22 protein-coding genes and 1 pseudogene are annotated in these 24,079 nt (G+C 71.1%); 5 read left to right on the top strand and 18 right to left on the bottom strand.

Annotation, left to right across the window (positions count from 1 at the left end):
- Positions 1-72 precede the first annotated feature (72 nt).
- Complete coding sequence (locus QMC84_RS07200) at positions 73-699, top strand: class I SAM-dependent methyltransferase (RefSeq protein ID WP_300373310.1); 627 nt, start codon at positions 73-75, stop codon at positions 697-699.
- Entirely contained in the window at positions 699-1,124 is a 426-nt protein-coding gene (locus QMC84_RS07195) for an RbsD/FucU domain-containing protein (protein ID WP_300373308.1), read from the top strand. The genes QMC84_RS07200 and QMC84_RS07195 overlap by 1 nt, the downstream gene beginning before the upstream one ends.
- A 389-nt stretch (positions 1,125-1,513) precedes the next feature.
- On the opposite strand, the gene QMC84_RS07190 is transcribed toward QMC84_RS07195, so the two are convergent.
- The 8 genes and pseudogenes from QMC84_RS07190 to QMC84_RS07155 all read right to left on the bottom strand — a co-directional run.
- Complete coding sequence (locus QMC84_RS07190; RefSeq protein WP_300373306.1) at positions 1,514-2,554, bottom strand: Gfo/Idh/MocA family oxidoreductase; 1,041 nt, start codon at positions 2,552-2,554, stop codon at positions 1,514-1,516.
- Positions 2,551-3,552, bottom strand: coding sequence for a Gfo/Idh/MocA family oxidoreductase (locus tag QMC84_RS07185; protein ID WP_300373304.1), 1,002 nt, complete (start codon positions 3,550-3,552; stop codon positions 2,551-2,553). The genes QMC84_RS07190 and QMC84_RS07185 overlap by 4 nt, the downstream gene beginning before the upstream one ends.
- Positions 3,549-4,751 (bottom strand): hypothetical protein, encoded by a 1,203-nt coding sequence (locus QMC84_RS07180; protein ID WP_300373302.1) that lies wholly within the window; start codon positions 4,749-4,751, stop codon positions 3,549-3,551. The genes QMC84_RS07185 and QMC84_RS07180 overlap by 4 nt, the downstream gene beginning before the upstream one ends.
- A gap of 6 nt (positions 4,752-4,757) precedes the next feature.
- Positions 4,758-5,783, bottom strand: a complete 1,026-nt coding sequence (locus QMC84_RS07175; RefSeq protein WP_300373300.1) for a carbohydrate ABC transporter permease — start codon at positions 5,781-5,783, stop codon at positions 4,758-4,760.
- Position 5,784: 1 nt separating this feature from the next.
- The gene (locus QMC84_RS07170) at positions 5,785-6,723 is read right to left on the bottom strand and encodes a sugar ABC transporter permease (RefSeq protein ID WP_300373298.1); all 939 of its coding nucleotides are present in this window, start codon (positions 6,721-6,723) and stop codon (positions 5,785-5,787) included.
- An 84-nt stretch (positions 6,724-6,807) separates the two neighbouring features.
- A complete protein-coding gene (locus QMC84_RS07165) occupies positions 6,808-8,070 on the bottom strand; it encodes a sugar ABC transporter substrate-binding protein (RefSeq protein WP_300373296.1) in 1,263 nt (420 codons plus the stop codon).
- 180 nt (positions 8,071-8,250) lie between these two features.
- Complete coding sequence (locus tag QMC84_RS07160; RefSeq protein WP_300373809.1) at positions 8,251-8,856, bottom strand: AraC family transcriptional regulator; 606 nt, start codon at positions 8,854-8,856, stop codon at positions 8,251-8,253.
- Positions 8,842-9,051, bottom strand: a pseudogene (locus QMC84_RS07155) (AraC family ligand binding domain-containing protein); the annotation flags it as partial. The pseudogene QMC84_RS07155 and the gene QMC84_RS07160, both read right to left, overlap by 15 nt.
- 139 nt (positions 9,052-9,190) lie before the next feature.
- Between QMC84_RS07155 and QMC84_RS07150 the strand changes: the two are divergent.
- A complete protein-coding gene (locus QMC84_RS07150; RefSeq protein WP_300373294.1) occupies positions 9,191-10,219 on the top strand; it encodes a LacI family DNA-binding transcriptional regulator in 1,029 nt (342 codons plus the stop codon).
- A 50-nt stretch (positions 10,220-10,269) separates the two neighbouring features.
- Here QMC84_RS07150 and QMC84_RS07145 read toward each other — a convergent pair whose 3' ends face one another.
- The 10 genes from QMC84_RS07145 to QMC84_RS07100 form a co-directional block, all read right to left on the bottom strand.
- Positions 10,270-10,683: a hypothetical protein gene (locus QMC84_RS07145; protein ID WP_300373292.1), complete on the bottom strand. Its 414-nt coding sequence runs from the start codon at positions 10,681-10,683 to the stop codon at positions 10,270-10,272.
- Positions 10,676-11,629, bottom strand: coding sequence for a zinc-binding dehydrogenase (locus tag QMC84_RS07140; RefSeq protein ID WP_300373290.1), 954 nt, complete (start codon positions 11,627-11,629; stop codon positions 10,676-10,678). Before QMC84_RS07140 ends, QMC84_RS07145 begins: the two co-directional genes overlap by 8 nt.
- Complete coding sequence (locus QMC84_RS07135) at positions 11,626-13,701, bottom strand: hypothetical protein (protein WP_300373288.1); 2,076 nt, start codon at positions 13,699-13,701, stop codon at positions 11,626-11,628. The genes QMC84_RS07140 and QMC84_RS07135 overlap by 4 nt, the downstream gene beginning before the upstream one ends.
- Before the next feature lie 29 nt (positions 13,702-13,730).
- Positions 13,731-14,648 carry a sugar phosphate isomerase/epimerase gene (locus QMC84_RS07130; protein WP_300373286.1) on the bottom strand — a complete coding sequence of 306 codons (918 nt, stop codon included), beginning with the start codon at positions 14,646-14,648 and terminating at the stop codon, positions 13,731-13,733.
- Complete coding sequence (locus QMC84_RS07125; RefSeq protein ID WP_300373284.1) at positions 14,645-15,403, bottom strand: phytanoyl-CoA dioxygenase family protein; 759 nt, start codon at positions 15,401-15,403, stop codon at positions 14,645-14,647. The genes QMC84_RS07130 and QMC84_RS07125 overlap by 4 nt, the downstream gene beginning before the upstream one ends.
- Positions 15,404-15,545: 142 nt before the next feature.
- Positions 15,546-16,619: a Gfo/Idh/MocA family oxidoreductase gene (locus tag QMC84_RS07120; protein ID WP_300373282.1), complete on the bottom strand. Its 1,074-nt coding sequence runs from the start codon at positions 16,617-16,619 to the stop codon at positions 15,546-15,548.
- 39 nt (positions 16,620-16,658) lie between these two features.
- Positions 16,659-17,846: a Gfo/Idh/MocA family oxidoreductase gene (locus QMC84_RS07115; RefSeq protein ID WP_300373280.1), complete on the bottom strand. Its 1,188-nt coding sequence runs from the start codon at positions 17,844-17,846 to the stop codon at positions 16,659-16,661.
- 92 nt (positions 17,847-17,938) lie between these two features.
- Positions 17,939-18,865 (bottom strand): ribokinase, encoded by a 927-nt coding sequence (locus QMC84_RS07110; protein ID WP_300373278.1) that lies wholly within the window; start codon positions 18,863-18,865, stop codon positions 17,939-17,941.
- Positions 18,862-19,761 carry a nucleoside hydrolase gene (locus QMC84_RS07105; RefSeq protein ID WP_300373276.1) on the bottom strand — a complete coding sequence of 300 codons (900 nt, stop codon included), beginning with the start codon at positions 19,759-19,761 and terminating at the stop codon, positions 18,862-18,864. Before QMC84_RS07105 ends, QMC84_RS07110 begins: the two co-directional genes overlap by 4 nt.
- Positions 19,746-20,414 (bottom strand): ThuA domain-containing protein, encoded by a 669-nt coding sequence (locus tag QMC84_RS07100; RefSeq protein ID WP_300373274.1) that lies wholly within the window; start codon positions 20,412-20,414, stop codon positions 19,746-19,748. Before QMC84_RS07100 ends, QMC84_RS07105 begins: the two co-directional genes overlap by 16 nt.
- A gap of 284 nt (positions 20,415-20,698) precedes the next feature.
- Here QMC84_RS07100 and QMC84_RS07095 point away from each other — a divergent pair, with 284 nt between their 5' ends.
- Both QMC84_RS07095 and QMC84_RS07090 read left to right on the top strand, forming a co-directional pair.
- On the top strand, positions 20,699-23,008 hold the full coding sequence (locus QMC84_RS07095; RefSeq protein ID WP_300373272.1) for a pyruvate formate lyase family protein: 2,310 nt from the start codon (positions 20,699-20,701) through the stop codon (positions 23,006-23,008).
- Positions 22,980-23,876 carry a 4Fe-4S cluster-binding domain-containing protein gene (locus QMC84_RS07090; RefSeq protein ID WP_300373270.1) on the top strand — a complete coding sequence of 299 codons (897 nt, stop codon included), beginning with the start codon at positions 22,980-22,982 and terminating at the stop codon, positions 23,874-23,876. Before QMC84_RS07095 ends, QMC84_RS07090 begins: the two co-directional genes overlap by 29 nt.
- The last annotated feature ends 203 nt before the right edge of the window (positions 23,877-24,079 follow it).

The following is a 24,079-nucleotide window of genomic DNA, read 5'->3' as shown; positions in this document are numbered from 1 at the left end:
GCACGACGTACGCCGGGGCGGGTGCCGGATGGTCGAGGTGGTCGAGGTGGTCGGCGAGATCGTGCTGCACACGTGACGCCGCGAGCTCCGCACGCCTTCGCCGCGCAGTGGAACCACAACACGCACTACTACCCACTGCTCCGCGCAGCGATCCCCGAAACCGCGCACCGGGTGCTCGACATCGGCTGCGGCGACGGCACGTTCTGCCGCTTCCTCGGCGACACCCCTACCCGGAGCGTCGTCGGGGTCGACGTCGACCGGCGGCTGATGCGGCCGGGCGACCCGGCGCACTATGTCCTGTCCTCCGCGGAGGCGCTCGGATTCGCGGACGCGACGTTCGACGCGGTCGCGATGACGATGGTGCTGCACCACGTCGATGCCGAGACCGCCCTCGCGGAGGCGGTCCGGGTCCTGCGACGTGGCGGCATCCTGCTCGTACTGGGCATCGGCAGGTACGGCGGACCGCCCGGCCTGCCCTGGGAGCTCCGCGACGCCGTCGCGCACCGCCTGCACGCGCGCGGCAAGCAGGCGTGGGAGCCACCCACCACGAAGGTCGACCCGGTCGAGACGTGGTCCCAGGCCCTGATGACCGCGCGGCGGTGCCTCCCTGGCTGCTCGTGGACCCGTCTGCCGATGTGGCGCTACCTCATCACCTGGACCAAGCCGGACGCCCCGCCCCACTCCCGAGAGGACACCTGATGCTGAAGAACATCGATCCCCTGCTCAACGCCGACCTGTTGGGCCACCTCGCCGCGATGGGGCACGGCGACGTCCTCGCAATCGTCGACCGGAACTTCCCCGCGGCGTCGACCGCCGAGCGCCTGGTCACGCTGTCCGGCGTGGACGTGCCCGCGGCGGCACGCGCCATCCTCACCGTCTTCCCGGTGGACGCGTTCGTCGAGCCCGCCGTGCTGCGCATGGGTGCCGTCGGTGACGAGGACCGGGTGCAGCCGGTGCACGCCGACCTCCAGGCGGAGGTGGACGCGGCGGAGGGACGCGCGGTCGCCTCGGCGGCCGTCGACCGGTTCGAGTTCTACCGGCGGGCAGCCGAGGCCTACCTGGTGGTCGCGACCGCCGAGGCGCGCCCGTACGGCTGCTTCCTCCTGGCCAAGGGCGTGGTCTGAGGCTCCTGCAGGGAGGTCCCCGCGGGGTCTTGCCCTTGCCGGCAGATACGTCCCCGAGCTCGACGTGCTCGACGTGCTCGACGTGCTCGACGTGCTCGACGAGAGCCTCCGAAGGGCTTCGCCGAGCGTGACCGGTCGGTGGCAGACGTGTACCGCCGCTACCTCGACGTGACGCTCGACGTGAAGGCCGTCAAGGTCGTGGTCGCGTTCGGCCTCACCGACCACTACACCTCAAGCCGGCGTACGACGCGATCAGCCACGCCTTCCGGCACGCGCCGGAGCGCAAGCGCCTCTGGCGGCTCGAGAAGGGCCGCTGGCCTGACGTCCCGGCGGCGGCGTCCCCCATGCCGCGACCGACGGGCCCACGCGGCGTCGAGGCGCTGGTGCAGCTACCCCACCTCAGCGACGGATCCCGCGGCCGAGGACCGGTAGCCGGCCAGCGCCACCTCGAGCGCGCGCAGGCCGTCGACAGCCGTCGCGCACGGGGCCTGGATCGCACCGGCACGCACGGAGGCCAGGAACGCCTCGACCATCGCGCGGTCGGCATCCTCGGCGAACGAGGCGTCACGCAGACCGACCGGTCCGCCCTCACGCGTGCTGACCACCCGCAGCGCCTCGGCCCCGTCGCTGATCTCCAGGGCGCCCTCGGTGCCGACCAGGCGCAGGAAGAAGTCGTAGTCCCAGGGGTTGTCCGCCGGGACCGACCAGCTCGGGTCCACGCTGCCGACCGCGCCGTTGTCGAAGCGCAGCGAGAGGATCGCCACGTCCTCGACGCCGCAGTCCCACAGGAGCGACCCGCACTCGGCGGACACCTGCGCCACCTCCAGCCCGCTGACGTGCCGCATCACGTCGGTGACGTGCACCGAGTGGTCGATCAGCGCCCCTCCCCCGGCCGCGACCGGGTCGGTGATCCAGCCCGGGTACGCCGGTGGCAGCGGCGGCCGACCACGGTTGCCGCCGACCAGCCCGATCAGCTCACCGAGCCGGCCGTCGCGGACCGCGGAGCGAGCGCGGGCGACCAGCGGCAGGAACCGCGACACGAAGGCGACGTGCAGCTGGACGCCGGCAGCCTCGCACGCCGCGATCATCGCGCGCGCGTCCTCGACCGTGGTCGCGATCGGCTTCTCGCACAGGACGTGCTTGCCGTGCGCTGCCGCGAGCTCGACGTGGGCCCGGTGCTCGGCGGTGGCGCTGCACACCAGGACGGCGTCGACGTCCGGCGAGGAGAGCAGCGCCTCGGGGTCCTCGGCGAGCGGCACGCCGAGGTCCTGGTGGATCCAGCGCGTGTGCTCGGGCTCGGGATCGTGCAGCCCGACGACGACCGCGTGGGGCGACTCGGTGAGCGCCCGCGCGTAGGCCCAGGCGTGGCCCAGGTGGGCCGCGCCCAGGATCGCGACGCCGACCGGGCGCTGCGCCTCGGCGGGGATCACGAGGCCTCCCAGGAGGTCAGGTCGATCGTCCGGCCGGTACGCGCGGACTCCAGGGCCGCCAGCGCCGTCCGCAGGGACGCCAGCCCCTCCTCCGCCGGGACGGGTGGCGGACCGCCCGCCCGGACGGCGTCGAAGAACGCGCGGAGCTCCTCGGTGAACTCCCGGTCGCCCAGCACGTCCCACCACTCGACGTCGCCCTCGTGTGGGTGCAGCACCCCGCCCGTCAGGTGGTCGTAGTCCCAGGACAGCCGGCCCTGGGTGCCGACGACCTCCGCGCGCAGCTTGAAGCCACGCGAGGCCGGGTGCGCCCAGCTGCACTCGACGTGCGCGATCGCGCCGTTCTCGTAGCGCACGGTCGTGAGCGTGTACGTCGCCGGCCCCGCGCCGCTGTCGGCGGCCATGCAGTGCACCCGCACGGCAGGGCTGCCGATCACCCGACGCGCGTAGTCGAAGCTGTGCACGGCCTGGTCGAGGAGCGGCCCGCCCGACGCCACGGGGTCGGCGAGCCAGCCGGCCTCGCTCCACCCGGGCAGCGACGTCGTCGTCGAGTGGCTGAGGAGCCGCACCTCCCCGATCTCGCCCGACACCGCGAGGTCGTAGGCGAGCCGGTGGTCGGGGGCGTAGCGGGCGACCTGGCCGATCGAGAGCAGCCCCGGCGCGGTCCGCGCGGCCGCCACCACGCGGCGCGCCTCGTCGAGGGTCCGGGTGATCGGCTTCTCACACAGCACGTGGCGACCGGCCTCGAGGGCTGCGATCGTCGCGGCGGCGTGCGTGGTCGGGGGTGTGCAGACGTCCACGACGTCGACACCGAGCTCCAGCAGCTCGTCGAGGTCGGGCACGACCTTGGCGCCGTACTGGTCGGCGAGCCGCTTGGCCTTGCCTGGCACCGGGTCCGCCACCGCGAGCAGCCGGACGCCTGGCGACTCCCGGTAGGCGCAGGCGTGCACGGCGGCGATCATGCCGGCCCCCAGCAGGCCGACGGTGAGCTCGCCCCTCATCGACCGTGGCGGGGGATCGTCGGTGTCTGCGTGTGCAGGTCGGGACCGAAGAACATGAAGGCCACCAGGTCGTCGCGACCGGCGTTGACGACCTCGTGCTCGCGCGTGGCTGCGTCGTGGGTGACCACCAGCTCGTCCAGCCCCGGCGCGCCGCCGCGCACCTCGAAACCGGCGTAGCGTCCCTCACCGGACCAGACGAACACGCTGTAGACGCCCGGCTCCTGCACCTGGTGCGTCCCCCCGGCCGGCACCACGAGGCGCTTCCCGGCGTACTTGTCGGTGTTGTAGAACACCCACGTCTCGGCCCCGTCGCCGGTCGCTCCTGCGACCGGCTGCGGGCTCAGGTGCCGGTTCTCGTAGAACCACGGGTCACCGTTGGTCTCCCAGTCGACGAAGCGCAGCGGGAACCGCTCGCCCTCCGCCTCCCGGTCCTGGAGCCGCACGTCCTTGAACAACAGGTCCTTGGAGATGATCCGGCCCGCGTTGAGCGCCTGGAACATCGCGAGGACGTCGGAGTCCTCCTGCAGCTCGATCGTCAGCGCCGTGCCCGGGGCATGCAGCACGCCGGACGGCACGTGGAAGCCCTCCCCCGGCACCTGCAGCTCGGCGCGGGCGTGGCGCAGGATGAGGTCGCTGTCCCAGTCCACGAGGTACGGCAGCAGGATCTCGTGCGCACCCTGCTCGGCGATCCACGGGTGGACCCCGAAGAACGTCTCCGGGTGCGCCCCGAGCTCGACTCCCGCCGGGAAGTGGTACGACTCGTCCTTGGCGTTGCACCCTACGAGCGCGGCGTACTCCTGCGGCGGATGGATGTGGTAGGGCAGGCGGTAGCCGTAGTCGAAGATCTTCGCCAGCCGACCGAGCCCTCCCGGATGGGTCGCGGCGTACGCCGTCCCCAGGATCGCCGCGGGATCGGCGGCCACGGCGTCGCGAAGCAGAATCCGCTCGCCGTGGTCGCCGACCACGTGGCTGAGCCCTTCGTCGTCGGGCCCGACGCGGTTGTCGGCCTTGGTCGAGGAGGCCAACCACCGCTCGCAGATGAACCCACGCTCACCTACGTCGTACTCCTCCTCGCGCAGGCCGAGCCGGCGACCGGGCGGGAGGAAGTCACGGGCGACCCAGGCCGGGTCGCAGCGCAGGACGCCGTCGCCGGCGGCGAGCAGCCGGTCGAGGGTCGCGCGGGTCGACGCGGTGTCCACGCCGCCTCAGCCCTTGATGCCCGTCATGGCGATGCCCTTGATGAAGTGGCGCTGGAAGATCATGAACACCACGATCATCGGCAGCGTCGCGATGACGGATCCCGCGAACAGGAGGTTCCAGGACGTCTTGTTCTGCACCACGAAGAGCGCCAGGCCCACTGGAGCGGTGATCTTGTCCGGGCTGGACAGGATGATCAGCGGCCAGAAGAAGTCCTCCCAGGCACCCTGGAAGGTGAAGATCGCGTTCGCGGCCAGCGCCGGCGTGCACAGCGGCAGGATCACGCTCCAGAAGATCCGGAACTCGCTGGCGCCGTCGATGCGAGCGGCGTCGAGCAGCTCGTCGGGGATGCTGACCATGTACTGGCGGAGCAGGAAGATGCCGAAGGCGCTGACCACGCCCGGCATGATCAGGCCCCAGTAGGAGTCGAGCCAGCCATGACCGCCGGTCCCCATCCAGTCGTTGCCGCCGAAGAACGGGATGTGCTGGATGATGATGTAGTTCGGGATCAGCGTGACCTGGCCGGGCACCATCATCGTGCCGAGGAACAGCACGAAGATCACGTTGCGGCCCGGGAACTTGCGCTTGGCGAAGGTGTAGGCGCACAGCGCGTTGAAGAACGTCTGCAGGACGGTGATCGTCACCGAGACGAAGGCGCTGTTGACGAACCACCGCCAGTCGCCGTGCCCCTGCGCCTCCTGCGCCCCGGTCAGGTGACCGACGTCCAGGAAGCCCTTGTAGCCCGACAGTGTCGGGTCATCGGGGATCCAGGTGGGCGGGTTCTGGAAGATGGTCCCGATCGGCTGCAACGAGGCGCTGATCAGCCAGACGAACGGTGCGACGAACAAGATCGCGACTGGTGCCAGCACCAGGTAGGTCAGCAGCTTCGCGCGCAGGGTGACCCGCTCGCGCTCGGGTGGCGGCCCCTCGGGCGCGCTGCGGCGCCCGAACGGCCCGCCCGGCCCGCGCGGCCCTGGCAGCTCGGCTTCCGCGGCGAGCTTCAGGACGGTCGGCTCCTCGGTGAGGCCGGTCATCTCAGACGTCCTCGCTGCCGCGGAACAGGCGTAGCTGGAGCGCGGTGAAGACGAGCAGCATCGCGAACAGGGCGAAGGCGAGCGTGCTGGCGTAGCCCATGTCGTAGTACTTGAACGCCCAGAGGTACATGTAATAGACCATCGTGGTCGTCTTGTTGACCGGTCCTCCGCTGGTCATCACGAAGATCTGGGTGAAGACCTGGAGCGAGCTGATGATGCCGATGACCAGGAGGAAGAGCGTCGTCGGCCGCAGCAGCGGGATCGTCACGTAGCGGATCCGCCGCAGGGTGCCGGCGCCGTCGAGCGTCGCAGACTCGTAGAGCTCGGCCGGGATCGCCTGCAGGCCGGCGAGGTACACGACCATCGAGAACCCGACCCCGCTCCACACGCTCATCAGCACGACCGAGGGCATCGCAAGGTTCTTGTCCGAGAGCCAGAGCAACGGCTCGTCGATGATGTGGCCCTGGAGAAGGTAGTAGTTGAACAGGCCGTACTGGCCGTTGTAGAGCCACTTCCACAGCAGTGCGGAGACCACGAACGGCGTGACCACCGGCAGGTAGTACGCGGTGCGGAAGATCGCCCGGCCGCGGATCGGCTGGTTGAGCAGCAGCGCGAGGCCGAGCCCGATGATCATCGTGAGGGGAACCGAGGCGCCGGTGAAGTACACGGTGTTGAGCACCGACTGGACGAACCGCTCGTCGTGGAGCATGTCGTCGTAGTTCGTGAGCCCGACGTACGGCTTCTCCGGCTCGATGATGCTCCAACGGTGGAACGTCAGGTAGAACGCGAAGACCAGCGCGGCCAGGGTGAAGACCGAGAAGACGATGACACCCGGTGCGATGAAGAGGTACGCGGACCTCTCGCGCCACATGCGCCAGAAGAACCGCCTGACCCGGGTCTCGCGGATGTCCCTCCGGACCGGCGCCGACACCGTCGCCATCCCTGCTCCTCTGCTCTCGGTGCCGCGGGTCCGGCCGGGTCATGCCCCGGCCGGACCCGTGACGATCCTGCATCTATCGTCGGCTCAGCCGCGCGACAAGATGGCTTCTGCCTGCTGAGCGGCGTTGTCGAGCGCCTCCTCGGCGGTCTGGTCGCCGTACATCGCCTTCCCGAGCTCCTCGTTGAGGGCCGTCTCGATCCGCGGCATCTTCGGGTTGGCCACGGCGCTCGCGACTCCGCACTTCATGAGGTCGATGAACCCCTTGAGGATCGGCTTCTCCTGGACGATCTCGTCGCTCTCGAGCATCGAGGTCAACGGGGGCAGCAGGGTGCCCTCGGTCTTGTACGTCGCACGCGCGATGTTCTCGGGCTTCGAGAGGAACTCCATCCACAGCCACGCGGCGTCGGACGCCTTGGTCTGGCTGAGCATCACCAGCGAGTCGCCCGCGATGGTGGTCTTGCAGCCCGCGGGACCGGACGGCAGCGCCGCCGTGGCCCACTTGCCGTCGATGTCGGGGAACTCGTCGCTGAGGGTGCCGGCGAACCAGGCGCCGGCCATGTACATGCCGACCTGCCCTTCGGCGAAGGCCACCCGGCCGTCCCAGGAGTTGGAGTTGAGGTAGTCCGGCGGGGCGTACTTGGTGAGCCCGATGTAGAAGTCGGCCGCCTGCTTCGCCTCGTCGCTGGTGAACAGGATGTCACCGTCCTCGCTCAGCAGGTCACCGCCGGCCTGGTAGAGCCACGGGTAGAAGTAGTACGCGGACTCCGGGGCGAACATCTCGAAGCCGTACTGCCCCTTCGACTCGTCGGTCAGTGCCGCTGCGTCGGCCTCGAACTCGTCCCAGGTCGCCGGAGGGCTGTCGATGCCGGCCTGCTCGAAGAGGTCGGTGCGGTAGAAGAGCCCCGTGGTCTCACCGTCGATCGGGAGGCCCCACATCTTCCCGTCGTAGGTGACGAACGTCTTGAACGCGTCGGTGTAGTCGTCGGGATTCACCACCTCGCTGCGCGAGATGTAGTCGGTCAGGTCGACCACGGCGGACCGGGTCGCGTAGTCGGCGGTGTCGCTGGCGTTGATGAAGGCGACGTCAGGGGCGTTGTTGCCCGCGATCCGAGTGGTCAGCACCTGGGCGGCCTGCTCGGCCGGCACGTTCTCGAACTTGATCGTGATGTTCGGGTGCTCGGCGTGGAACTCGGCAGCCATCTTCTTCATGCCGGGCTGGTTGCCGATCCAGGAGAAGAACGTGACCGTCGTGGGCTCGGTCGGATCCTCCACCGCCCCTTGCCCCTGGCCCTGTTGCGTGTTCTCCTGCGGCCCCTCGGAGTCACCGCCACACGCGGCGAGACTCATGGATGCGATCGTGGCGAGGGCGGCCGCTGTGGCCGCCTTCCGGGACAGATTGAACCTCACCGAACCAGCTCCTTTGCTTGCTCCAGCAGCACAGTAGGAGTCCTCGACACGATCCAAGACACAATCGATGCAAATCGTTTGGCTCCTTGGCCGGAAGCATCGTGGGCGGCACGCAATTTGTCAATGGATTCGCGTGGGTACCGTCACATCGTGACCTTCCCGCGACGTGCCCGGGGCGCCCCGCGAGCCATCTCGGCGCAGCCGCGAGGGCGGCTCGCCGTACCGTCGGCGGAAGGCCCGACCGAAGTGCGACAGGCTGTTGAACCCGGCCGCGTGGCAGACCTCCGAGACCGTCAGCCCCGTGGAGGCGAGCAACGACCGGGCGAAGCGAAGTCGGCGCTCCTGCAGGTACAGCTGGAAAGAGGCGCCCGTGTAGACGCGGAACCGCTCGCTGAAGTAGTTCGGGGACAGGTGAGCACGCGCGGCGGCGTCCGCGAGCGTGAGCGGCTCGCGGAAGTGGCGGTCGACGTAGTGGACCGCCGCGCGCAGGCCCTCCTCAGCGGCCGGCTGCGGCGGCCGTTGGGGGTCGTCGAGCCCACACCTCCGCGCGAGCTCGACGACCAGGCACGCCACGATCGCGTCGGAGACCCGCGCCGACCCGAGGCGGGGCTCCTCGAGCTCCGCCTGCAGCCGCCGGAAGTCCGGCTCGGCGTCGAGGAACCCCACGGTCTGCCACGGGAACCCATCGATCACCGGCCCTCCGAGAGCCGAAAGGTGCCGCTCCATCACCGCCGGATCGATCACGGTGTTGTAGCAGCTCAGCGGCTCCCCTCCGGTGGACCGGAGCGAGTGGAAGTCGGCCGGGGAGAGCAGGAAGGCACTGCCCGGACCGATCCGACCCGTGACACCGTTCACCACGTGCTGACCCTCGCCGGCGAGCACGAGGCTCAGCTCGTAGTAGTCGTGCCAGTGCCCCCCTGGTTCGCAGCCGGGGCCGCATGACCCGGGCGCCCAGGTCCGGCAGAAGCAAGGAGTCCGTGCTGAAGCGCTCGATCGGCTCGGTCATCGCACCACCTGGATCGTCAAATCGTTTTGGCAATAGTCCGCTACAGTAAACGCCATGACGTCGCACGACCAGCTCGACGAGCAGGCCGTCCCTGCTCGCGTCACCATCGCGCACGTCGCGCGTCGCGCCGGCGTCAGCCCGACGACGGTCTCGCACGTGCTCTCGGGCAAGCGAGTGGTCGGGGCCGCGACCCGGACCACCGTGCTGGACGCCATCCGCGAACTGGGCTACCGGCCCAACCACGTGGCGCGCAACCTGCGCACCCGGCAGTCCCACATGATCGCCGTGATGGTCCCCGACATCACCAACCCGTTCTACGCCGTGCTCAGCCGAGGCCTCGCGGACGCCGTCGACGCGCTGGGCTACGGCAGTTACGTCTGCAACACCGATGGTCAGCACGACCGGGAGCGCAAGTTCTTCCACGACGTGATGGACCGCGGGGTCGACGGCATCGTGTTCGCGTCGGGTGAGACCGTCGCCGAGATCTCCTTCGGGCCGGCCGAGCTCGGCACCCCGATCGTGTGCATCGGCGACCACCTCGACCACCCGACCGGCGACACGGTGATCCCCGACGACGAGGCGGGATCGCGCGAGGCCGCGGCATTCCTGGCCGAGCGGGGCTACCAGCGGATCGCGATGATCCAGGGACCGGCGCGCTACGGCACCCCACGCACCGCCGGCTTCCGCGCCGCCATGCACGCGGCCAAGCGCAAGGTCGCCGCCCCGATGCTTGTTCGCGGTGACTGGACCCGCCGCGGCGGCTACCAGGCGATGAAGACCCTGATGGCGCTCCCCACACCGCCCGACGCCGTCTTCTGCGCCAACGACCTGATGGCGATCGGTGCCCTCGACGTCGCCAACGAGCTGGGTCTGCGGGTGCCCGACGACCTGGCGATCGTGGGCTTCGACGACGTCGACGCCGCCACGATCGTCGCGCCCAACCTGACCACGGTCCGCAACCCGGCCTACGAGGCGGGGAGCACCGCCGGGGACCTCCTGCTGAGCCGGATGTCGGGCCGGTACTCCGGCGCCGGCCGCACCGTCGTGCTCCCCTGCCCGCTCGTGGTGCGCAACAGCGCCTGACCCGCGATCCCGCACGCGCCGAGGCCTGATCCGGCGGCTCGGCGCCGAGCTCACCGCTCCAGCCGCCACAGCAGCAGCGCCTCGAGCGCAACCGACTCGCCGTCGCGTGCCCCCTCCCCGACCTGCAGCGGCGGGGGCACGGGGTCGAGCCGCACCCGACGCCAGCGCCCGAAGCGTCGGGGCGCCACGACGAGGACGTGGTAGCCGCCGTCCGTGCTCACTCCGACCGAGCGGTCCGTGCGGAGGTGCCAGCCCACGAGACCCGTGCGGTACCGGCCGCGCCCGCTCCATGGCCGGGCCGTGAGCTCCTCGGTCGGGAGGCCGGCTCGGACCGCGTCCGCCACGAAGCGGTCGACGAGGACCTGGGCCCGCTCCGACTCGCGCCGCCGCCGGAGGTCCTGTGCCGCGCCGTGCTCCCGGGCCCGCGCAGCGCGCTCCCGACGGTGCCGGTCGTGGTCACTCATGAGGGAACGTGATCACCGCCTTGGCGAAGCCCTCCGGCTTGTCCCGCAAGGTGGCGAACGCGTCGTTGATCCGCTCCAGCGGGAACCGGTGCGTGACCAGACCGTCCATCGAGAGCACTCGCGCAGTGAGCAGCCGCATGCCGATCGACATTCCCCGCAGGATCGTGGCGAGGTCGCGGAAGTGCGCGTTGACGATCGTGAAGGCCATCCAGTTCCAGTACGCCAGCGGCACCTCCCGGGCGGGACCCTGGTGGTAGCCGACGATCGCGATCTTCCCGCTCATCCGGGTCGTCTCGCCGCAGGCGACCAAGGCCCCCTGGGTGCCGGTGCACTCGAAGGTGATGTCCGCCCCGCGGCCACCGGTGAGGGCCCGGACGACGTCGGGAAGATGCTCCTGCGTCACGTCCACGACCCGGGTGGCCCCGAGGGCCGCGGCCCTCGCCAGGGCGTCCGGACGGGCGTCCGCGACGACCAGGTTCCGCACCCCGCGCAGCGCCACCAGGTTCTGCACCAGGTTGCCCATGAAGCCCGCCCCGATGACGACCACGTCGTCGCTCAACCGGACGTCGGCGGCCTCCACCGCGTTGGCAGCGCACGCGAGGGGCTCGGCCAGGGCCTCGTCGAGCGGCCCGTCGCCGGCGGGGAAGCAGTACGCCGCACGGACCGCGACGTACTCCGCGAAGCCGCGCTCGGTGACCCACACGCCCACCCGGTCACCGACCTCGAGCTCGGTGACCTCGGTGCCCAGCTCGGCGACCACCCCACTGACCTCGTGTCCGGGGTAGCGCACCTCGCCCGGCGGTGGCCCGTCCACCCAGGGCTCGAGCTCGGAGGCGCAGACCCCGGAGACGGCGACGCGCACCAGCACCTCGTCGGAACGGATCGCCGGCACGGGTGCGCTCTCGATCTCGAAGGCCTCGGGCCCGCGCAGCGCGGCGATCCTCACGACAGCTCCCCGTCATGGAACACCACGACGGAGTACACGCCGAGCCGGTCGAGACGCACCACGTGGGCGTCGCCCTCCCTGCCCAGCCCGAGCGGCGTCCGGACGCCGTCACTCGAGATCACGGTGGCGTGCTCGCGGTCCTTCGGCAGCCGGACCCGGAGCGGGACGTCGGTCAGCACCCGCACGGCATCAGCATCGCGGTCGTAGTCGTAGTTGACCAGGTGCAGGGCGACCGAGCCGTCCGGCAGCTGTTGGAGGTTCGCGGCGACCGCGGCGGTGGTGTCCACCTGGCGCCCGTGGGGCAGCAGCTCGTCGAGCACCGCACGGTGGGCCGTTCGCACGTTCTCGTGCGGGGGCAGGTTGTCGGCGACCCGATCGGTGGTCACGACCGTCCCGCCGCCCGCGAGATATCCCCGCAGCGCCTCGGCCTGCGCGTCGGTCAGCGCGAACACGTCCGGCAGGACGACCGTGGAGTAGCGAGCGAGCGCCTCGGCGCCGGCGCGGTCCGGGGCGGTGATGCCGTCGGACCAGATCACGACGTCGAAGGGTACGGCGGCGCCGGCCAGCGTCTGCGTGACGACGCGGTAGGGCACGACCACCGACTCGTCGCGCCGGTTGGTGATGTTGTCGCTCGCGTCGGCCTTCCCGATCAGCTCCCGGGTGCTCTCCACGCTGAACACGACCGCGACCTCGTTGACCGTCTGCCGGGCGATGAGCCGCTCGTGGTCGGCGAGGAAGGCCTGCACCTCGGTGGCGAGACCGTGCGGAGCGTAGAACGAGTCCTCGATCACGCTGCCCATCCACGAGCCGTACGGCACCGACATGTTGGCGCCCAGGGCCGCAGCCTCGTACAGCGAGAGCCGGAAGAGGTCATGGCCCTTGCCCTCGGCCAGGAGGCCGATCAGCTCGGGCACCACGCCGCCGTAGGGGTTCTCCACGACCACGACGTCCTTGTCGCCGGCGAAGGCAGCGACGTACCGGTACCACTCGGGCTGGCGGTACGTCGTGTTGCGCATCTCGGTGATGACGAGGTCGACGTCGTCGGCGAGCGCGAGGTACATCGGCTCGAGGTTGAAGAAGTTGCCCGACACGATGATCTCGCGGCCCAACGACCGACCGTACTCGCGGGCGTAGTCGGCGAGCTCACCGAAGTACCGCTTGATCGCGAGACACTGGAAGGCGTAGTAGTCGCCGAACAGCGGCGTCGACTCCCGGTGCTCCTTGAAGTCGTAGCCCTGCTCCAGCAGCCACTCGCCGTAGTGGAACGTGGCCAGGTCGACGCCGTCGAGGGCGATGTCCACCCGGGAGGGCTGGAGCGCCTCGAGGTACTCCCGGAACCCCTTCATGCAGTCCTTGCAGAAGCATGCGCCGTACTGGAACGCCCCCATCGGCAGCTCGGCCTCGTCGAGCTGGATGCCGTCGACACCGGCGTCGAGCTGGATCCGGATGACGGCCTTGAGGTACTCGCGCCACACGGGGTTGTTGCGGTCCATGTAGTAGCACTGGTGCTCCCGGTCGGGGCACTCCACCCAACGCGCGTGGCACGGCTGTTGGTGGATGTCCCGGACCACGCACTCCTCGATGAGGTCGGTCACCGGCTCGCCGTCGGAGTTGACCAGTCCGTCCGGGAAGTAGTGCTCGACCGGCTTCCACAGCTTGGGGTAGCGGTTCGCGGAGAACTCGCGCAGGCCCATCCAGGCACGCTTGCCGGCCCCGCGCAGCTCGTTGATCGCGAGCACCTCGTCCTCGGCCTCGCTGAGCTCGACCGGGAACTCCCAGCCCTGCGCCTCGAACACGATGCCGAGCACCTTGATGCCACGCTCGTGGCAGGCCGCGATGAACTCGCTGTCGTTGACGAAACCGTAGAAGCGCGAGCGTGCGTCGACCGGACCGAACGCCTCCTGCTCGAGGTACGGCAGCGCGAGCGAGCCACCGCCCATCGAGGCCCACACGAGCACCGTTGCCCGGAAGTCGACGAGGTCATCGACCATCCGCAGGCGACGCGGGGGCAGGCTCGGGTGGTAGCAGTGCTGGCGCGGGAACCAGGCGTCGAAGTAGACACCGCGGTGCATGGGCGGACCTTCCTGGTCGGAATCGGGAGTCAGACGTCGATGTGTGGTGAGAGCGTGCGCCGGGCGATGTCGAGGCCGCGGTAGACCCGCTCGGGGTCGCCGCTCCAGACGGGGTCCTCGTGCTCGACCGAGACGACGCCGTCGTACCCGGCCTGGAAGAGGGTGTCGACGATCCGTCGCCAGTCGACCTCCCCCAGGCCGGGGATCCGGTAGCGCCACCAGCCGCTGACCCAGGGCTCCTTGTCGAGCACCTGTCCGAAGACGCCGTAGCGGTTGCGCGCGGCGGCCTTCACCTCGACGTCCTTCGCCTGGACGTGCAGCACGCGGTCGGCGTGCGCCTCGAGCGCCGCGACCGGGTCGATCCCGAGCCACACCAGATGGGAGGGGTCGTAGTTCAGCCACAGGCCGAGCTCGGCCAGCCAACCCCACAGCTCGGGCGAGTACGCGAGGTTGGCCGGGTAGCCGTCGGGGTGCCAACCCTCCATCGGGCAGTTCTCTATCACCAGCCGCACGTCTCGGGCGGCGGCGTACTCGACGAGGGGCGGGAGCACCTTCTCGGCCAGCCGCAGGTTCTCGGCGACGCTCAGCGAGATGTCGCGGCCCACGAACGTGCCGACCAGCCCCACTCCGAGCAGCTGGGCGGCGTCGATGCATCGGCGCAGGTGGTCGTGGGTCGCCTCCCGCACGTCGGGGTCCTCGTGGAGGTTGTTCTCGTAGTAGGCGAGCGCCGAGACCTCCAGATGGTGCTCCGCGAGCAGCGCGCGCGCCCGCTCGGCGTCGGCCGGACCGAACGACTCCACGTCGAGGTGGGTCGCCTCCCAGTCACGACCCGGCCGGTCGGGCCAGCACGCGACCTCGAGCGCGGCGTAGCCGTGGGTGCCTGCCCACCCGGCGATGCGGTCGAGGGTCTCGCCGGGCAGGCAGGCGGTCAGGAGGCCGAGTCTCATGCGCTCGCCGGCACGTTGGCGTAGTCGTTGCCCGCGAGGTCCCTCCCGCGGGCCAGCCAGATCTTCCAGCCCTCGTTCTGCGGCACGTCCTGCATCTTCACCGAGGAGGGGAAGTACCGCATCGTGTAGCCCGTGCGTCGTACCGGGCTGGTGTTGGCCCGGGCACCGTGGACGATCCGACCGTCATGCATGGAGAACTCGCCGCGCTTCAGCTCGAAGTAGACGGCCTGGTCCTCGTCGACGCCGGCGAGTTCGGCGTGGAAGGTCTGCTCGGTGATGTCGGTCGGCTGGTAGTTGTCGGAGAACCCGCCGTTGAGGTGCGTGCCCGGGATCACCCGCATGCAGCCGTTCTCCCGGAAGCTGCCGTCCTCGAGCGCGAGCCAGATCGTGACGATGCTGTCGTAGCTGTCGAACCGGCCCTCCCAGAACGCGCTGTCCTCGTGCCACGGCGTCGCCCGGCCGGTGAACGGGTCCTTGGAGATGAAGTGGCTCGACCAGAGCGCGATGTCGGGCCCGACCAGGGGCTCGATCCAGTCGAGCACCTCGTCGGACAGCAGGAAGTCGAGCAGCCGCTCGTCGCGGTAGTGCGGGGTGTCGAGCTCGTCGGAGAGCTTGTCGCCCTTGTCGGCGAGGTGCTCGTTGAAGATCTGCTCGAGCCGGGAGAGCCGTTCCTCGGAGAGGAGCTGGCGGCCGGGGAGCAGGTAGCCCTTCTGGCGGAAGAACGCAACGTCGGCGTCCGTCAGGGTCTGGGTCATCGCAGTGGGCCTTTCGAGTTCTGGGCCCCGGGGAGGGGCGGCTCCGACGCTACGTCGCCGTGATCGGCGTCACGACGCCTATCCTCCGGACGGCTCGACTTATCTTCCGGAGCCGGAGCCGGAGGACGTTGCACGGGCGGGATCAGTGCTGTTCCAGCGCACGGATGATGTCGACGAAGAGCTCCATGTCCTGGACGTAGTCCTCCGGGCTCGTCTTCGGGACACCCCCGGTCGTCACGACCTCGTGGAAGTACTCGAGCTCGTGGGTGTAGGGGTCCTTGAGGTGGGGCCGGACCACGGAGCGCTCGTAGGCGTCCCCGACGGTGCGCTCGAGGTGCAGCGTGGTCGGGAAGTGCCGCACGTACGGCGTGTCGTACTGCACGCGCATCGAGCCGGAGGCGCCGAAGACCTCGATGTGGGCGTCGAAGCGGAGCTGGTCGTCCACGCCGGTCTCGTAGGTGACCACGAAGTCGCCGTAGTCGAGCAGCGCGACGACGTACCCGCCGCTGCGCCACATCCGCGCGGCCGCCACCTTCTGGGGCCGGCCGATCAGCTCGCGCATCGCGGACAGATCGTGGCTCCCGAGACCGCAGAGCAGGCCATAGGTCCACTCCAGCTCCTGCGGGACGTCGCCGAGCGCCTCCCGGACCAGCGCCGACCGGCGTGCCCACTTCGCGTCGATGGCCTCCTGGGGGATGTCGTCGGGGCGGTCGACGTACGCCGTCTGGTCGACGATCAGCCGGTTCTCGCCGATCACGTCGTGGACCCGCACGTAGCGGATCTCCCCCAGCTCGGGGAGCTTCTCCACCGCCTGCGTGAACGCCGGTGCGAACCGGCGCATGTAGGCCACCATGACGGTCTTCCCGGAGCGGTCACGGGCCGCGATGATCTCCTCCGCCTCGCGCGGGCTCAGGCACATGGGCTTCTCGACCAGCACGTGCATCCCGGCGTCGAGCGCGGCGATGGTGCACTCGGCGTGGGCCTCGTCGCTGTTGAGGACCAGCACGCAGTCGAGGTCGCCGGCGGCGATGAGCTCGGTTGCGTCGGTGTAGCGCCGCTCGACCCGATAGCGATCCGCCACCCGCTTGAGCAGGCCCGGGGAGATGTCGCAGACCGCGGCGAGCTCGTACTGGTCGGGCAGGGACTCGATGATGGGCAGGTGGATGACCTGGGCGACCTCGCCCAGGCCGATGATCCCGACGCGCAGCTTGCTCACGTGAGGGCCTCTCGTTCTTGTGAGATGGGTGGTTGGGGGTCAGATCGCGGTCCAGCCGGCACCGTCGGCCGAGGATCGCTCGACGGCGTCGAGCACGCGCTGCACCTGGAGCCCGTCGGCGAAGGACGGAGTGGGTGCGGTGCCGGAGCACACGTCGCGGACGAAGTCGGCGACCTCGTGCACGAAGGTGTGCTCGTAGCCCAGGCCGTGCCCCGGCGGCCACCAGGAGCCCGTGTAGGGGTGGTCGGGCTCGGTGACCAGGATCCGGCGGAACCCGGCGTCTCGCGCGGGCACGGTCGCGTCGTACACCTGCAGCTCGTTCATCGACTCGAAGTCGAAGGCGAGGCTGCCGGCGCAGCCGTTGACCTCGATGCGCATGGCGTTCTTGCGCCCGGTGGCGAAGCGCGTGGCCTCGTAGGTCGCCAACGCGCCGCCGTCGGTGCGGCCGAAGAAGACTGCGGCGTCGTCGACCGTGACCTCGCCGGTCCGGGACCCGCCGCTGGCACTGAGCCCGGAGGAGGACTCCGTCAGCGGGCGGCGCTCGACGAACCGGGTGAGGTGGCCGGCGACCTCGGTGAGCCGCTGCCCGGTGAGGAACTGCGAGAGGTCGACGATGTGCGCACCGATGTCACCCAGCGCCCCCGAGCCCGCCTTGTCCTTCTGCAGGCGCCACACCAGCGGGAAGTCGGGGTCGACGATCCAGTCCTGGAGGTACTGGGCTCGGATGTGCCGCACCGTGCCCACGGCACCGTCGGCCACCAGCTCCCGGGCGTAGGCGAGGGCCGGGGTGCGCCGGTAGCTGAAGCCCACCGAGGAGAGCACGCCGCGCGCCGCTGCCGCCGCGGCGGCAGCGGCCATCTGCTCGGCCTCCGCGACGGTGTTGGCCAGCGGCTTCTCGCAGAGCACGTGCTTGCCCGCCTCGAGGGCGGCCAGCGCGATCTCGGCGTGGGTGTCGCCCGGGGTGCAGATGTCGACGACCTGGACGTCGTCGCGCGCGAGGACGTCGCGCCAGTCGGTGCTCCAGCCCGCCCAGCCGAGCCGCTCCGCCGCCTCGCGGGTCGCGGACTCGGTGCGGCCGCACACGACGTTCATCGCCGGCCGGACCGGCAGGTCGAAGAACCGGTGGGCGTTGCGCCAGGCCTGCGAGTGCGCCGCCCCCATGAACGCGTAGCCGATCATGGCCACGCCCAGCGGGGGCCGAACCGCACCCGTCTCGTGCACGCTCATCCGCGCCCTTTCCTCGTCCTGCTGTCAGATTCCATGCAAATCGTTTTACTGATGATGAACGCTAGGCCCTCGCCCGGAGCCGGTCAATGCCTTCAGCCGCGTTCGTGCAGCGGGCCGAGCCCGAGTGTCGTCGCGTCGGCGAAGGAGGCCTGGGCGCCCGGCCTCCCGACGGCGTAGGTGCCGGCGCGCACGCCGATCCGGACCGCTTCGGCCAAGCCGTACCCCGCGCTCAGCACGGCGGCGAGCGCGCCGGTGAACGCGTCCCCCGCACCGGTGGTGTCCACGACCTCGACCGGGTCGGCGGACACATGCTCGACCACCGCGCCGCACCCGAGGACCGCGCCGGCTGCACCGACGGTGACGACCGCGGACCGGCACCTCGTGGCGAGCTCCAGGGCCGCCGCCCGCGCCTGGTCCACGCCTCGGACCTCACGGCCCAGGAGCCCGCTCGCCTCCGTCTCGTTCACGACCAGCGGGTCGCACAGCGCCAGCACCTCCGCGTCGACGGGGCGGTACGGCGCCAGGTTGACCACCGCGCGGCAGCCGACCTCGCCCGCCGCGCGGATGGCGGCGTCGAAGGCCGCCACCGGGATCTCCGCCTGGGTGACCAGCACGCCCGGCGGCGCGATCAGCGCCCGCACGGCGCGCCCGGTGGTCCTCGCCTCGAGCAGCTCGTTGGCGCCAGGCGCGACCACGATCGAGTTCTCGCCGGCCGCGTCGACCATCACGAAGGCCATCCCGGTCCGGGCCTGCGTCGCCACCATCTCCGTGGTGTCGATCCAGGCCTTGGCGAGGTCGGCGGCGAGGGCCCGCCCATCGTCGTCGCGCCCGACCCGCGCCACGAGGGCGGTGCGCGCCCCCAGGAGGCTGGCCGCCACGGCCTGGTTCCCGCCCTTGCCGCCCGATCCGACCGACGCCTCGCCGCCCAGCACGGTCTCGCCGGGTGCCGGCAGCACCGGGACGCGGCAGACGTAGTCGCGGTTGACCGAGCCGACGACGACCACGTCGACCCTCGTCACGACAGCGCCGCCATCCGCCGCAGGAACAGAGCGCGGAAGGCGTCCACGTCGACGTCGGTGGCGATCCGGCAGTTGGGCTCCGGCGGGTCCTCCCACATCAGCAGGTCGGCGATCGCGACGCCCCGGGTCACCCGGCCGACGGTCTCCACCTCGACGTGCGCGTCCCGCCAGGTCACGAGCTCAGGGTAGGCCACCGCTGCCACCGCCAACGGGTCGTGCAGTGCGCAGCTGCCCTGCTCGATCTCCTCGTGGGGCTTGACCCGTTCCTGGAAGTCGATCCACCCGTGGGTCGCTGCTGCGGCGATGCGCCCGAACTCGCCACCGGCGGCGAGGGCGTCGGCGTCGGTGCGGGTGAGCCGTACCTTCCGGGTGACGTCCAGACCGACCAGGCGCAGCGGAGCGCCGCTCTGGAGGACGGCCTGCGCGGCGTCCGGGTCGCACCAGAAGTTGTACTCGCCGGGCATGGCCGCGACGTTGGTCTGCTCGAGGTAGACCCCTCCCATCACCACCACCTCGTGGACATCTCTCGCCACCTCGGGGTCGAGCGCCAGGGCCCGGGCCACGTTGGTGAGGGGACCGATCGCGACGAGAGTCAGCTCCCCGGGTTCGGCCCGTACCCGGCGCACGATCTCGGCGGCAGCCTCGTCGCCGGCGGGTGCACCCTGGACGAGAGGCACGCCGGGGCACCCGAGGACCGCGAGCAGCTCGCGGGTGAGCAGGGTCGACGTGACGACGTCGCTGTTGCCGCCGACCGTCGTCACGAGATCGACCTCGAGGGCCGGGTCGGCCAGGGCGAGCGCCAGCGCGAAGCCGTCGTCGATGTCCGAGCCCGGCGCCCCCATCGCCAGGTCGGTGTCGAGGATGATGCGAGTCGGCGCGCTCAGCGGCTCGCCCACAGCAGACCCCGCTCGGTCAGCGTGCGCACGTCGGGGTGGTCGAGGTCCTCGAGCTTGTGGCCCATCGTGGAGACGAACACCTTGCCGAGGCCCCACTGGCGGGTCCAGACCGCGGGGCACGCGAACGGCTCCCGCCACGGCGTGTCGTCCCGGACGGTGAACGTCGTTGTGGCGAGAACGTCGTCGAGGGCGTCGGTGAGCACCCAGTACTGCTCGGTGTGCAGCTGCCACCGATCCAGGCCCCGGACGATCTCGTGGTCGGACCTCTCCGACACGACCTCGACCTCGTAGTCGACGAACCCGCCCGGGTGTGCCGCCCACTGGCCGCCGATCATGTGCAGGTAGTCCGGCGAGTTGCGGAAGGAGTCGCACACGCCACCGTGCCACCCGGCCATACCGGTGCCGGCGGCGACGGCGGCCGACAGGCCGAGCACCTGCTCGTCGGTCGCCGCGCCCATCGTGTAGCACTGGATGACCAGGTCGGTCGCGGCGAGCTTCTCGGCGTCGGCGTACACCTCGGGACCGTCGTGGACCTCGACCGCGAAGCCGTGCTCCTTGAGGAACGGGATGAACCGCTCCGTAGCCTCGACCGGACTGTGGCCGTCCCAACCACCCCGGACGATCAGGACCTGGCGGGTGCGGGTGGTCTCCATGACGTTCCTCTCCGTGCTCCCGACGGAGCAATCTCAGCGGCACGCTAGCCAATCGATTTGGGAATTGCTAGTGGACTGGGCCGGAATCTGCCATCGTGCTGGTCATGGAGCACGCCCCGGACGAGATCCCGAGGAGGCGCACGGCGTCCAGGCGCCCCTCGCCCTCGTCGATCAGTGCGCGCGGATGATCGCGTGGCTCGAGCGCTTCATGCCGGCGCGCCCCGCGCTGCCTAGACTGGAATCGGTGGCACCCGCGGGCGCTGCCCTTGGCTGGAGGACCTGAGATGGAGACGACTGCGACAGCACCGGGGCGGGCCTCGACCAAGGCCGTCCCACCTGCCCCGGACATGCTCGTGCCGGCGACCAGCACGCTGGACCCCTTCGCCGCCGAGCTCCGCTTCACCTCCGCCCACCGGGCCCACCGAGACGCCCACCCGGCGCTCCGCGAGGCGGCCTGCCTCGCGGTCCAGCTGCCCGAGACCCTCGCGCCGATCGAGGACGGTGACCTCGTCGCCGGCCGCCTCGCCCCCCGGTTGTGCGGCTTCACCCCTGACGAGTGGGGCGCCGACATCTCGCTCGGCTACCACGTCCTGCCGCGCCTGGTCGACGAGGCGCTCACCACCGGTGCGGTGAGCGCCGAACGCCGCGCCGAGGTCGAGGAGATGCTCGCGTACTGGCGCCGGGAGCGGACCGCCGCGCTGGTGCGAGCGGCCTACCCACCAGCTCTCGCCGAGGACCTGCCCTCTGACGCCTGGATGGGCGAACCCGGGATCGCGTTCCCGCTCTACCGGCTGTGCGGCGGCACCGTCCACAACGCCCGGCTGGTCGGACTCGGCCTGCCCGGCCTGCGCGACGAGGTCGCAGCCCGCCGCGCCCGTGGTGGGGTGGACCTCGACCTGCTGGCCGGCTTCGACCAGGCGCTCGACCTGCTCGAGGAGGCGGCGCGGCGCTACCAGGACCAGGCACTCAGGCTGGCCGCGTCCGCGGGACCTGCCCGACGTACCGAGCTCGAGGCGATGGCGGAGACCCTCGGCCTGGTGTGCGAGCGCGCGCCGGAGAGCTACCGCGAGGCGGTGCAGCTCTTCTGGCTCTACCAGCTGTGCGGGGACATCCGTAACTACGGCCGGCTCGACGTCACGCTCGGCCCCCTGCTGGCGCACGACCTCGACGCCGGCGTGCTCTCCGACGACGAGGCCCTCCGGCTCACCCAGTCGCTGTGGCGGCTGATGGCCGCACGGCTGACACGGGTGCACAACCGGGTCGTCGTGGGAGGCGTCGGGCGCCCCGACCCGGCGGCGGCGGACCGGTTCGCGCTGCTCGCGATCGAGGCGTCTCGCACGGTGCTCGAGGCCGAGCCGCAGCTCTCCCTGCGCCTCCACGCCGGTCAGGACCCGCTCCTGCTCGAGCGCGGTCTCGACGCCATCGGCGCGGGTCGCACCTTCCCGATCCTCTACAACGACGACGTCAACGTCCCGGCCGCGGCGGCGGCCATGGGGGTCGGTCTCGAGGAGGCCGAGCAGTACGTCCCCTACGGCTGCGGTGAGCTGGTCCTGGAGGGGCGGAGCTTCGCCACGCCCAGCGGCGTCATCAACCTCCTCAAGGCGCTCGAGGCGGCGCTCTTCCACGGCGAGTGCCAGCGGACCGGCCGCCGCCTCGGCCCCGACCTCGGCGGCCTGGAGACCTACCGGACCTTCGACGAGCTCTGGACGGCGTACGCCGGACAGGTCGACCACCTCGTCCGCCGGCTGGCCGAGCAGGAGCGCCTGGAGTACGACGTCTGCGCCCGGGAGTTCAGCGCGCTCTACCTCAGCCTGCTCTACGACGGCTGCCTCGAGCGGGGCAGGGCGTTCCACGACGGGGGCCTCGAGCTCCTGGCGGGGACCCTCGAGACCTACGGCAACACCAACACCGCGGACAGCCTGCTCGCGATCCGCCGCCTCGTCTTCGAACGCGCGGAGGTGCCGGCCGAGGACCTGCTCGCCGCCCTGCGCACCGACTTCGCCGGCGCCGAGCCGCTGCGCGGCCTGCTGCTGGCCCAGCCCAAGTACGGCAACGACGACGACGAGGCCGACGAGATGCTGGTGCGGGTGCACGAGCACGTGTGCGAGCAGGCCCGGGCACAGGCGGCCCGGGTCGGCCTGGCCAGCTACCTCGTCGTGGTGATCAACAACAGCGCCAACACCCTGATGGGCGCCCACACCGGCGCCTCCGCCGACGGCCGGCACGACGGGACGCCGATGGCGAACGGGAACGCCCCGACGGGCGGGGCCGACACCTGCGGGCTGACGGCGCGGATGAACTCCGTCGTCCGGCCCTCGCCCGCGATCCACGCCGGCGCGGTGCAGAACCTGTCGCTCTCGCGCGAGCTCTTCCGCGACCGCCGGGACGTGGTCGAGGCGCTCCTCTCCGTCTACTTCGCACGCGGCGGCAGCCAGCTGATGGTGACGGTCACCGGGCGCGGCGAGCTGGAGGCAGCGCTCGCCCACCCCGACGAGTACCGGCACGTGTTCGTCCGTGTCGGTGGCTTCAGCGCCCGGTTCGTCGACCTGCCCGAGGACGTGCAGCGTGAGATCGTCGAGCGCACCCTCTACTGAGGTCCCGCCGCCGGCCCTGGTGGAGGGCACCGTCTTCGACGTGCAGCGGTTCGCCGTCCACGACGGTCCGGGCATCAGGACCACGGTCTTCCTCAAGGGCTGCCCGTTGCGCTGCGGGTGGTGCCACAACGCCGAGTCCTGGCACCGCCGGCCCCAGCTCGCCGTACGCACCGGTCTCTGCCCCGGGTGCGAGGAGTGCCGGGACGCGACGCCCGGGGCGACGGCGCGGCTGCCGCACCGGTCGCGCTGCCCGGCGCTCCGCGTCATCGGCCGGGTGACGACCGCCGGAGCCGTCATCGAGGAGGTCCTGCGCGACCGCGACTACTACGCCGCCTCGGGGGGAGGGCTCACGCTCTCCGGGGGCGAGCCGCTCACCCAGCCGGCGTTCACCGAGTCGCTGCTCCGGCTCGCCGGCGAGGCCGGCGTCAACACCTGCCTGGACACCAGCGGCTTCGCCTCGGAGCAGACCGTCCTGCGCATGGTCGGGCTGGTCGACCTGTGGCTCTACGACGTGAAGGCGACCGGCGAGCAGGACCACCGGAGTCTCACCGGCGTCGGCCCCGGACGAATCCTCGCCAACCTCGAGCGGCTCCTCGTCCTCGGCGAGCGGGTGCGGCTCCGGGTGCCGCTGCTCCCGGGCGTGAACGACACCCACGAGCACCTGCAGCACGTCGCGGCGATCGCCGCCCGGCATCCGGAGCTCGACGGCGTCGACGTGTTCCCCTACCACTCGTGGGGCGTGGCCAAGGCAGCCGAGGTCGGCGCCACGCTCCCCTACGCCGACCTGCCGTCCGTGACCCCGGAGGCCGCGTCCGATCTCGTCTCGCGACTCCACCGGCTGGGGTGCACGCGCGCACAGCTGGGGTAGCCATCGCAGTGGTCGGACCCGCTGAGACCACGGAGCCCATCCCGGGCCCATCCCGGGCCCATCCCGGGCCCATCCCGGGCCCATCCCGGGCCCATCCCGGGCCCGCGGCGCAGCACCAACGGAACCGGGCCCCGACCCGATTGCCGGCCCACCGCCGGCCCAGACACCACCCGGTGCTCCATGCCCGGGAGAGCGCTCGCAGG

Origin of the sequence: Nocardioides sp. (assembly GCF_030019515.1) — a bacterium.
In the GTDB taxonomy this organism is placed as follows: Bacteria; Actinomycetota; Actinomycetes; order Propionibacteriales; family Nocardioidaceae; genus Nocardioides.
The sequence above is the reverse complement of the archived record's forward strand: the minus strand, read 5'-3'. Positions and strand labels throughout refer to the sequence as shown.

Coding starts and splice junctions, on each gene's coding strand:
- QMC84_RS07195 (WP_300373308.1), top strand. CDS start 699: ATGCTGAAGAACATCGATCCCCTGCTCAACGCCGACCTGTTGGGCCAC.
- QMC84_RS07115 (WP_300373280.1), bottom strand. CDS start 17,846: ATGAGCGTGCACGAGACGGGTGCGGTTCGGCCCCCGCTGGGCGTGGCC.
- QMC84_RS07150 (WP_300373294.1), top strand. CDS start 9,191: ATGACGTCGCACGACCAGCTCGACGAGCAGGCCGTCCCTGCTCGCGTC.
- QMC84_RS07185 (WP_300373304.1), bottom strand. CDS start 3,552: ATGAGGGGCGAGCTCACCGTCGGCCTGCTGGGGGCCGGCATGATCGCC.
- QMC84_RS07130 (WP_300373286.1), bottom strand. CDS start 14,648: ATGAGACTCGGCCTCCTGACCGCCTGCCTGCCCGGCGAGACCCTCGAC.
- QMC84_RS07125 (WP_300373284.1), bottom strand. CDS start 15,403: ATGACCCAGACCCTGACGGACGCCGACGTTGCGTTCTTCCGCCAGAAG.
- QMC84_RS07170 (WP_300373298.1), bottom strand. CDS start 6,723: ATGGCGACGGTGTCGGCGCCGGTCCGGAGGGACATCCGCGAGACCCGG.
- QMC84_RS07095 (WP_300373272.1), top strand. CDS start 20,699: ATGGAGACGACTGCGACAGCACCGGGGCGGGCCTCGACCAAGGCCGTC.
- QMC84_RS07135 (WP_300373288.1), bottom strand. CDS start 13,701: ATGCACCGCGGTGTCTACTTCGACGCCTGGTTCCCGCGCCAGCACTGC.
- QMC84_RS07145 (WP_300373292.1), bottom strand. CDS start 10,683: ATGAGTGACCACGACCGGCACCGTCGGGAGCGCGCTGCGCGGGCCCGG.
- QMC84_RS07160 (WP_300373809.1), bottom strand. CDS start 8,856: ATGGAGCGGCACCTTTCGGCTCTCGGAGGGCCGGTGATCGATGGGTTC.
- QMC84_RS07100 (WP_300373274.1), bottom strand. CDS start 20,414: ATGGAGACCACCCGCACCCGCCAGGTCCTGATCGTCCGGGGTGGTTGG.
- QMC84_RS07165 (WP_300373296.1), bottom strand. CDS start 8,070: ATGAGTCTCGCCGCGTGTGGCGGTGACTCCGAGGGGCCGCAGGAGAAC.
- QMC84_RS07175 (WP_300373300.1), bottom strand. CDS start 5,783: ATGACCGGCCTCACCGAGGAGCCGACCGTCCTGAAGCTCGCCGCGGAA.